The organism is Pseudomonas brassicacearum, from assembly GCF_003732225.1.
Taxonomy (GTDB): Bacteria; Pseudomonadota; Gammaproteobacteria; order Pseudomonadales; family Pseudomonadaceae; genus Aquipseudomonas; species Aquipseudomonas brassicacearum_E.
Genome location: NZ_MOBJ01000009.1, coordinates 248,387 through 258,178 on the forward strand (window position 1 = coordinate 248,387; position 9,792 = coordinate 258,178).

General features: G+C 54.6%; 8 protein-coding genes and 1 pseudogene. 6 read left to right on the top strand and 3 right to left on the bottom strand.

Features of this window, described 5'->3' with window-relative positions; all coding sequences use genetic code 11:
- Nucleotides 1-128 precede the first annotated feature (128 nt).
- Complete coding sequence (locus BK659_RS14790) at nt 129-1,133, top strand: hypothetical protein (RefSeq protein ID WP_123425779.1); 1,005 nt, start codon at nt 129-131, stop codon at nt 1,131-1,133.
- 20 nt (nt 1,134-1,153) lie between these two features.
- Here BK659_RS14790 and BK659_RS14795 read toward each other — a convergent pair.
- A pseudogene (locus tag BK659_RS14795) lies at nt 1,154-1,324 on the bottom strand (site-specific integrase); the annotation flags it as partial.
- A 469-nt stretch (nt 1,325-1,793) separates the two neighbouring features.
- On the opposite strand from BK659_RS14795, the gene BK659_RS14800 reads away from it, so the two are divergent.
- The 5 genes from BK659_RS14800 (at nt 1,794) to BK659_RS14820 (ending at nt 7,264) form a co-directional block, all read left to right on the top strand.
- On the top strand, nt 1,794-2,615 hold the full coding sequence (locus BK659_RS14800; RefSeq protein ID WP_123425780.1) for an ABC transporter substrate-binding protein: 822 nt from the start codon (nt 1,794-1,796) through the stop codon (nt 2,613-2,615).
- Complete coding sequence (locus BK659_RS14805) at nt 2,612-3,457, top strand: amino acid ABC transporter permease (protein WP_123425781.1); 846 nt, start codon at nt 2,612-2,614, stop codon at nt 3,455-3,457. The genes BK659_RS14800 and BK659_RS14805 overlap by 4 nt, the downstream gene beginning before the upstream one ends.
- 34 nt (nt 3,458-3,491) lie before the next feature.
- Entirely contained in the window at nt 3,492-4,874 is a 1,383-nt protein-coding gene (locus BK659_RS14810) for an LLM class flavin-dependent oxidoreductase (protein WP_123425782.1), read from the top strand.
- A gap of 301 nt (nt 4,875-5,175) precedes the next feature.
- A complete protein-coding gene (locus BK659_RS14815) occupies nt 5,176-5,796 on the top strand; it encodes a TetR/AcrR family transcriptional regulator (RefSeq protein ID WP_123425783.1) in 621 nt (206 codons plus the stop codon).
- Nucleotides 5,797-5,992: 196 nt separating this feature from the next.
- Nucleotides 5,993-7,264: an OmpP1/FadL family transporter gene (locus BK659_RS14820; RefSeq protein ID WP_123425784.1), complete on the top strand. Its 1,272-nt coding sequence runs from the start codon at nt 5,993-5,995 to the stop codon at nt 7,262-7,264.
- Nucleotides 7,265-7,374: 110 nt separating this feature from the next.
- Here the strand turns inward: BK659_RS14820 and BK659_RS14825 are convergent, their stop codons facing one another.
- Nucleotides 7,375-8,160, bottom strand: coding sequence for an SDR family NAD(P)-dependent oxidoreductase (locus BK659_RS14825; protein ID WP_123426085.1), 786 nt, complete (start codon nt 8,158-8,160; stop codon nt 7,375-7,377).
- Between the two features lie 168 nt (nt 8,161-8,328).
- Nucleotides 8,329-9,789, bottom strand: coding sequence for an efflux transporter outer membrane subunit (locus BK659_RS14830; protein WP_123425785.1), 1,461 nt, complete (start codon nt 9,787-9,789; stop codon nt 8,329-8,331).
- Nucleotides 9,790-9,792 lie beyond the last annotated feature (3 nt).

Here is a 9,792-nt window from a genome sequence, read left to right on the forward strand (position 1 = left end):
GCTTTGTGATGCGTGGAGTACAAATGCGCTCCTTCTGGGTTACCTGGTATTTCCAGGTTCTCAGGTGATTCAGGCAAAGCTACGAGCTATGCTAATGTGCCATCACATGAACGGTATGGAGAGTCGTGATGGGTTGGAAAGGGACTGTACGTTCGCTGCAAGCGTCTGCGCGGCGATCAGAGCGCAACGCTCATCGCCGGCAGCGTGAGCTTGAAAAGCGACAGAAAGAGTTCGCGAAAATGGAAGCGCTGGAGCAGGCAGCGCATGAAGTCGAGGTGTACGAAAATCACATCGATATCCTCCTTTCGATGCACAAGGAATGTGCCGAGCCTGTGAAATGGAAGCGGCTTCTCTCCAATCCAGAACCGAGACAGCCACTCAAGAGCGGTACTCTTGAGCAAGAAGCTACGCATGTGGCCGCTACATATCACCCCAATTTCTGGGCTCGGCTCTTCAAGCTAGGGGCTCGTCAACGCCTAGCCCTGATAGGCAAGATTGGCGCTGCACAGGCGGAAGACGAAAGGCAATATCAGGCTCAGTTTGATGAATGGAAAACTGCCCATACCGAGTGGGCAGAGGAGAGGGACATTGCGATCCGTATCCTTGATGGTGACCGTCAGGCCAAGCTAGATGCCATCGAAGCTTTCGAGTCGTTTGCAGAAATCTCACACCTCGGCTCAGCGATTCAGATGATTGTTCATGAAGGTGGTGTCCTAGAAGCCAAGGTCGCTATCCATGGCTCCGAAGTGATTCCGACCGAAATCAAATCTCTACTCAAAAGCGGCAAGCTGTCGACCAAAGCTATGCCTGCTGGGCGGTTCAACGAGCTTCACCAGGACTACGTATGCAGCTGCGCTCTGCGAGTAGGTCGAGAGTTGTTGGCAATCCTGCTGGATGACTTGGTCATCGTCACCGCTCTGGACAATGTGCTCAATAGCTCGACAGGTCATATGGAGGAGCAGCCAATTCTGAGTGTTGCGTTCTCTAGGCCAACTGTTGACGGACTTAACCTCGAAACCATAGACCCGTCTGATGCGATGAAGAATTTCGTCCACAACATGAGTTTCAAGAAGGGCACCGGATTCTCGGCCGTTGCTGCCCTTGATGCTCAGCGCTTCGCCGTAACCGTATAACCGAACGGTAAGTAGGGGTAACAGGAGTACTCTTTTTTCTGGTCGCCCCACCGATAACGGTAGAAAAAGCTGACCGACACACCGCCCTTGCAGACTGAAATTTGACCGGCCAGATTGCCATCCTCCCTGAGGATCTGGCCGGCATCGTTGGCGGTCAGCGACTGGAGTTCTTTGATGGTGATTTTAGCCATAAAATAGGTTTCCCCTACTTTTCCCCCCACAAAAACGGCGGCTCTTGATGGACGTTCCTGGACTCTCGTAGAACCGAACACCGCTGGAGCTCAAGTAAATACACGCTTGGAAAAATCCAGAGTAAAACTTTCGAAGCTTTCAAGAAGTATGAAAAAGAAGATGGGGTGCTAGGGGGCGAATGTTCGAATCACTCTGTCCCGACCATATTATTCAAAGGGGTCGCGAGATTTTATCTCGCGACCCCTTTTTATTTTATAACGTTTTTACCCCTACAAAACGACTGGCTCTCGGTGGAATCCTCACCTCTTTCGGAGGGGATGGACCTCGTTGACGGCTCGTAAGTAGCGTCTGAATCGCTAGATCCAATATAGCTTGAATGCAGTCTTATATTCCATAAATGTAGTACAAACTATTTTTATAGTGCGTTTTAATCTATTCAGTATTTTGAATCGATTGGAGCACTTGTCTGTGAAAACTAAGGCGCTTTTACCTTTTGGCTTGGCATTATTGGCTACATGCTCGACGGCGTTCGCGGGCTCCACTCTGGATCGCGTAACCAGCAGCGGGGAGCTGACCGGCGTCCTGATGGAAAGCTATCCACCATTCTCCTTTCTCAATGAACAGAACCAACTGGACGGGTTTGACGTCGATGTCGCCAAGGCCGTTGCGCAACGGCTAGGGGTGAAACTGAAGCTGCAAACACCGTCTTGGGATGTCATCGCTGCCGGACGCTGGAACGGACGATATGACATCTGCGTCTGCTCGATGAGCCCGAGCAAGGCACGGGCCGAAGTGTTCGACTTCCCGGTCGAGTATTACCAGTCACCGGCCGTGATCGTGGTGAATGCCAAAGACAAGAACATTGTCACGGGAAAGGATCTGTCAGGTAAAAAAGTCGGTGTGATCAGTGCGTCGACCTATGAAGCCTATTTGAACAAAGAGCTGGTGATTGAAGGTGCCGAGGACAAGCCATTGAGTTATCCATTCGAAAGCGTCCAGATCGCGCCATACGACAACGAAACGGTAGCCTTCCAGGATCTGGCTTTGGGCACGGGCGTGCGCCTGGATGCCATGGTCACCAACCTCATCACTGCTCGCGAACGCATCGCTCAGGATCCTCGCTTTAAAATTGCTGGCGACACACTGTATGCAGAGCCCAACGTGGTAGCGATCGAAAAGGGCGACCCTCAATGGAATGACAAAGTCACTGAGGTCATCACTCAACTCAAGGCTGACGGCACGTTGAGCAAGATTTCGCAAAAGTGGATCGGTGCCGACATCAGCCAATGACAGCCCTCAATCCACACCCTGCAAAGGCGACTGTTGCACCCGAGCCCGTACCGCACCGTTTTAGCCAGCTATTCGGTTTTCGTACTCGCCTGTATTTGACCTGGGCGGCGCTGTTCGGCTTGTGCGTCATGTTTTTCATGAGCTTCGATCTGAAGTTCTCGATCATTCTGGAGAAGTTGCCCAATCTGGTCGGTCTGCATTTGGGGCCAAACGGTTTCTTGCAAGGCGCCGCACTGACGCTGTTTTTGTGCTTCTGTTCGATCTGGTTTTCGTTGCTCCTTGGTTTCGTGACGGCGCTTGCGCGCCTGTCTCGCAGTGCAGTGGCTTTCGGCATTGCCAGTTTCTATGCGTCTTTTTTTCGCGGTACTCCGCTGCTGATTCAAATTCTGCTGATCTATCTGGGTCTACCGCAGTTGGGTGTTGTTCCTGGCGCAATCAGTGCGGGGATCATTGCGCTCTCGCTCAATTATGGTGCCTACCTCAGCGAGATTTTTCGTGCTGGCATCATGGCTGTAGCACCCGGACAGCGCGAAGCGGCGATGGCTCTGGGGCTGAGGCCGGCGGCGACGTTCCTGCACATCGTCCTGCCGCAAGCCATGCGCACGATCATTCCCCCGACAACCAGTCAGTTCATTTCAATGCTCAAGGACTCCTCGTTGATATCGGTGATGGGCGTCTGGGAAGTGATGTTCCTGGCGCAGTCGTACGGTCGCTCGTCCTACCGCTACATCGAAATGCTCACCACCGCAGCCGTTATCTATTGGCTCCTGTCCATTGGGCTGGAGTTGATTCAGAACCGTCTTGAACGCCACTACGGCAAAGGTTTCAAGCATCAGCGCTGACCCGCGCGTTTAATGACTTTTTACAGGTACTACGATGTCCGATCCAAAACCTCTGTTGTTTGCGTTATACGAGCAAGCCAGTGTTGGCTGTGGCGGCGCGCCGAGCCTCTGGACGCATCCGGCTGACGAGCGACTGACCTTCAACTCGCTGGGCTACTGGTCCAACCTGGCACGCATCGCCGACCAGGCTCATCTCGACATGCTGTTTTTTGGTGATGTGCTGGGCTTCTACGATGTGTTTGGTGGCAATGCCGATGCGGCCATGAAGTGGGCGGTGGAAGCACCGGCCAACGATCCGTTGATGATCATCCCGGCATTAGCTGCCGTGACGGAAAACCTGGCCTTCGGCGTCACTGTCACCACCAGTTACGAGCATCCTTTCACCCATGCCCGGCGCTTCAGCACGCTGGATCACCTGACCAATGGCCGGGTCGGCTGGAACATCGTCACTTCCTATCTGACCAGTGCCGCTCGCAACTTCGGCCTGGAGCAGATGATCAAGCACGATGATCGCTATGAACGCGCAGATGAATTTCTCGATGTGGTTTACAAGCTCTGGGAAGGCAGCTGGGCAAACGATGCCGTGGTGGCTGACAAGTCTCGTCAGATCTATGCCAAGGGCGATCGCGTGCGACCAATCAACCATGTTGGCGAGCACTACCGGGTGGCCGGGCCGCATTTGACTTCTCCATCACCACAACGCACACCCTTGCTGATTCAGGCCGGTTGGTCAGGCCGTGGTCGAGAGTTTGCGGCCAAGCACGCCGAACTGATTTTCATCGCCAAATCCAACCCGCTGGAGATTCGCCAGGGCTTGGAAGATATATGGGCGCAGGCCAGGGCACGGGGGCGTCAGGCGGAGGATGTTAAATCTCTGACGGTCCTGCGCATCGTTACGGCCAGGACCGAGATCGAAGCCCAACGCAAATATGACGAACTGCAAAGCAACTATCACTTGCAGGCGCAACTGGTGAGTTATGCCGGTGATACCGGTATCGACATCAGCCGCTACGCGGACAGCGATGCGTTATCCACTCACACCGAAGGCATGACTTCCTATGTGATGCGGCCTGATGGCAGTGGCAAGCCCTTGACTGCTGGCGATGTCAAACAGCGCTTTGCCAACGTCACTCGGGGCAGTGATCTGATTCTGGTGGGAACGCCGCAACAAGTGGCCGATCGGATCGAGGAGCACGCCCGAATTTCCGGCACCAGTGGCTACATGCTCAACCCGCTGATCAGCCCAGGCAGCCTCGAAGACTTTGTTGAGCTGGTCATTCCTGAACTGCAAAAGCGTGGCTTGTATCGTACTGAACCACAGAGCGGTACTTTCCGTTCGCGGTTACGGAACGATGGCGCTAACCATTTACCGGACTCTGCCTACGGCGCCTCGTTCCGCTTCGATGAAGGTTTTTAGGATGGAGGTGCCTGTACAGGTGCTGTGCAGCGGTCAGTAACTGGTCTTTGCAGATGCCGTCTGTGAAACCCTGCCCTTATAGACTGGGCTGAGCTTCGTCATCAGCACGAGGCAAAGGGGATAAAGCTGTCTAGCGTTAGCGACAATGAGCTGTTGGAACGCTAATGCGCCATGTTGGACTACTCAAAACGTCAGCTCGTTTCAAATCAGATCAACTGTGGTTTCCAAACGTTAGATTTGTGACTATATATTTGTTTGGTCACAATTTGTAAGTCCTCGATAGGGTGAGTAAGCTATTCCCATGAATCAGCCATCAATATCTTCGCCCAGCCCCCGTGGCCCAGCCGATCACGACATTCGAGACCAGATTGTCGCGGCGGCCAACGAACACTTCAGTCAATACGGCTACGGCAAAACCACGGTTTCCGACCTGGCCAAGGCCATCGGGTTTTCCAAGGCCTACATCTACAAATTTTTTGATTCCAAGCAGGCGATCGGTGAAGCAATCTGCGCAAATTGTCTGGCAGAAATCGTCGCGGCTGTGGAGCAGGCTATCAATGTAGAAGACCTGTCGCCGACGGAGCGCTTTCGACGTTTGGTCAAAACGGTGATCGCCACAGGTGTGAATCTGTTTTTTAACGACCGAAAACTCTATGATATTGCAGCGTTCGCGGCGTCGGAAAGCTGGCCCAGTTCGCAGGCTTATGACGCACAGATCAAACGCTTCGTGTTGCAAATCGTGCGAGAGGGGCGAGAGATTGGCGAATTTGAACGCAAGACTCCGCTGGACGAGACAGTAGAAGCGATACATCTCGCGCTGCGGCCATTCGTCAACCCTTTGCTGCTGCAGTACAACCTCGATTTCGTCGAGGAGGCGCCCACGCTTACCTCCAATCTCATCTTGCGTAGCCTCATGCCTTGACCTTTGGCTAAAGGTTTATCGCATACGGCGGTACGCGTCAGATCCCAAACGGCTTTTCACTTTGCCCTTCTTCCATCCGTCGAAGGGCATTTTATTTATCTGTTGTGTGACCATTGACTGATATGGTCATATGAATAAATATGGTGGTCCATCGCTTCTAATGCTTCATCTCAGTGATACCCATAGAGTCCAAACAATGAAAAAAATAGTGCTCAAGTCCCCATTTGGCCTTGCTGTCGTGCTCGCATCCTCAAACGTTTTTGCAAGCGGCTTCGCTCTCAATGAACAAAGCATCAGTGGGATGGGGGCCGGGTTTGCCGGTCGTTCTTCCGCCGCTGAAGATGCGAGTACGGTCTTCGGTAACCCTGCGGGCATGTTTCGCTTGAAAAGAGAACAGGTCAGCGTGGGGGCGGCGACTCTTTTCGCCAAGTCCGACATAAGCCACACCCGCAGTACATTCGGCGGCCAGGAAGACGGCGACATGGTGCCAACCACCACCGTGCCTATGGGTTACTACGTCAAACCGATCGATGAGCATTGGGCGTTCGGTGTAGGTTTTTATGTGCCTTTCGGTCTGATGACTGACTATGGCAGCGGTTTCGCCGGGCGTTACTACGCCAACAAAAGCGAAGTCACGACCCTTACGTTCCAGCCCACTGTCAGCTATGCCTTCAACGACAAAGTTTCGATCGGGCTCGGTCCGACCATCAACCGTATCGGTGGTGAAATTTCCGGTATGGTGCCCAATCCGCTTAGCCCTGGTCGCAATGACGGAAAACTCAAAAGCACGGGTGACGACACTGCCCTCGGTTTTAACGCCGGTATCTTGGTGCAGGCTACAGACCGAACCCGTTTGGGCATGACCTACCATTCCAAAGTCAGTTATCAATTGGATGCCAAAACCAAGGTCACTGACGGCATCTTTAGCGTGTTGGGGGTCAGCGGCCGCAGTTATGACGCTTCGCTGGATGTGGATACCCCGGAGTCAGTGGATTTCTCGGTGACTCATCAGCTTAATAACGACTGGACCTTATACGTGGGGAGCACCTGGACTCGCTGGAGTCGCTTCAAAGCGTTAACCATCGAGAACACAGGTTTACCCCCTGCGTTGAGCGGTGCGCTGGGCACCATTACCGAAGAACAGAATTGGCACGATACGTGGGCTCATGCTATCGGTGCGGCATATCAACTGAACAACCAATGGGTACTTCGCGCAGGCTTTTCGGTCGATCAGTCACCGACCAATAACACCAATCGTGGACCGCGCATTCCTACGGGCGACCGGAAGGTTGTCAGCTTCGGTGCTGGCTGGACGCCGGCGGATAATGTCACGATCGATGTTGCTTACTCTTACCTGTGGGAAGAGAGCGTGCAGGTCAACGACACCTCGCCGACCAGAGGTGCATACAGTGCCAAATACAAGAACAGTGCGAGCGGGCTCGGTACGTCTGTTAGTTACCGCTTCTAATTGAGTGCTGTTACACGATAAATGTCCTGTCGGGAGCACGCGTTGCCTCCCGACCTTTAAGAACACATCTCGGGCCTTTCCCCTGAGGTAAAAGGCCTCTTTGTCGCCCCTCAGACTCCCATCACCTGTGCCATAAGGCTCTGATGAAACCGACGAGGCGTGGCCCAAGTCAAGACAGTAATGGCCTTGTTGCCAAAACCCGGCACCACACTCATACGTCCGGCTTGCAGTGCACGGATTCCTGCACGCACGACGGGTTGAGGCTGCATCATTACCCTCTTTAAGGCCGGTGTGATCCGTTGTTTGGCGCTTTCTGCAAATCCGGTATCTGACATCCCAGGGCAAAGTGCGGTAACGACGACGCCGTCATTTTTCAGTTCACGATGAAGCGCATCAGAGAAGCGAAGAACATAGGCTTTCGCGGCAGAGTAAACGGCGAAATTCTTCACGCCCTGGAAGGACAGCAAGCTTGCGACCATCAGGATGTGCCCACGTTTGCGGGCTCGCATGTCGGCCGCGAAAAGGCGTGTCAGGGCTGTCAGGCTGGCAATATCCAGATCAATCATGGTCAGTGAGTGGTCCAGAGGCTGATCCAGGAAAGGCCCCTGCAATCCATGACCCGCATTGTTGATGAGCACATCGATCACTATATTGCGTTCGCTGAGTCGCTCATGCAGTTCGATGATCGCCGGGATCGAGGAAAGGTCTACTTGTTCGACGATCACATCAACACCGAAACGTTCGCGCAACTGCGCCGATAGCGCTTCGAGCTTACTCAGCCTTCTTGCTACCAGGACTAGCGATTTTCCCTGCGCTGCGTATTGCCGGGCAAACTCCTCGCCAAATCCGCTTGATGCGCCTGTGATGAGCACCCAGGAATTCTCGTTCGATTTCATTTCGCTGTTCTCCGGTTGGTTTCTATTGAGCAATTGGCTGCTGACCGCATAGCAACAGAACGGCCTGAGACCAATGGTCGTCAGTCGGTGAGCGAAGCCCGCTCTCGGGTTGGGTAATAGCTGAAAGAGGAGGGGGGCGTGCATTAAGTGCCGCGTCATCTGGTTAAGTCATCGGGTCGCTACAGGCTGGGCTTCAGGAGGTTGCCAGCCACCACCAAGCGCTTTGAATGCCGCGACCGCCGCCCGTGCCGATTCCGTTCGTGCTTGCGCTCGGGCATCGGAAGCCTGCAGCATCGTCTCGTCGGCATGAAGGACATCGATCAGGCTGGCCGTACCTTTCTGATAGGCAATGAACGACGATTGGCGAGCTTGCGTCAGAGACGCCTCTCCCTCGGTGAGGGTGGTTGCTTGAGCTTCCCGATTTACCAGTGAGGAGAACGCGTTCTCGACATCCTCGGTGGCGCGCAGCACAGACTGACGGTAAGCGGCCAGGGTTTCGGCTTCCTGTCCCTTGGCCTGGTCGATTTGGGCGTTTATGCGACCGAAATCGAAGAGTCTCCAGCGTAGCCCCAATACGCCCGCCGACTGGCTGGCACCGCCGGTAAAAAGGTTGCCTGCGGATACAGCCGTGGCACTGCCCAGCAATGCGCTAAGGGAGAATTTCGGGTAGTACTCAGCAATCGCCTCCCCGATGCGTGCGTTTGAGGCTGCGAGATGGCGCTCAGCAACAATGAGATCTGGCCTGCGGCGCAGCAGATCGGCCGGCGTTCCCGTGGCCTTTATCTGCGGCGCTAGAGGAATGTTCCCCATATTTGCCAATTGCGTGCGGTGAGTGCCTGGCGGCGTGCCGAGCATGACATCCAGTGCATTCATGGCAGCATCCAGGCCGGTCTGCAGGGCCGGTACTGTCGCTTGGACCTGCGATAGTGCCCCCTCAGTCTGACGAACCTGATAGTTGGCGGCGAGGCCCTTGCTGTAGAGCAATTGGACTTTCTCTAGTAGCTCCTGCTGCGTTTTGACTTGTCGGTTCGCAATGTCCAACCGGGTCTGCAATCCACGGATGGTGATGTAGATATCAGCGGTCTGCGCGGCGATGGCCAGTCGTGTGGCAGCGACACCCGCCTCGCAAGCCTGGTACTCGGCCAGTGCAGCCTCGCGTCCGCGTCGCAGTCCGCCAAAGACGTCCACCTCCCAGCTAGCATCGAGGTTGACCTCGTAGGAACTTCCGTACCGATCATAGCCAGGCGTTGAGTTCAACACCTGGCCGAGTGGGGTCTCGATTGACTGGTAGGAGCGCGCGGCTTGGCCGCTGATGTTTCCCGAGGGTAATAAAGCGGCATTTGCGGCGCCTAGTCCTGCCCGTGCCTGTGTGACTCGCGCCGACGCCTGTGCCAGGTCGAGGTTCTGCTCAAGCGCCTTGGAGATGAAGTCGGTTAGTACTGGATCACCAAAGCCTTCCCACCACGCTACAAGGCTGGTCGGCTTCGCTCCAGGTCGCTGTTCGACAGAAGGCTGACCCAAGTAATGATCCGAAAGCGGAGCGTCGGGACGATGGTAGTTCGGACCGACCGCGCAACCTGCAAATAAGCCGGCAATGACCAAAAGAGCAATTGGACGGAGGGGAGGCATTGA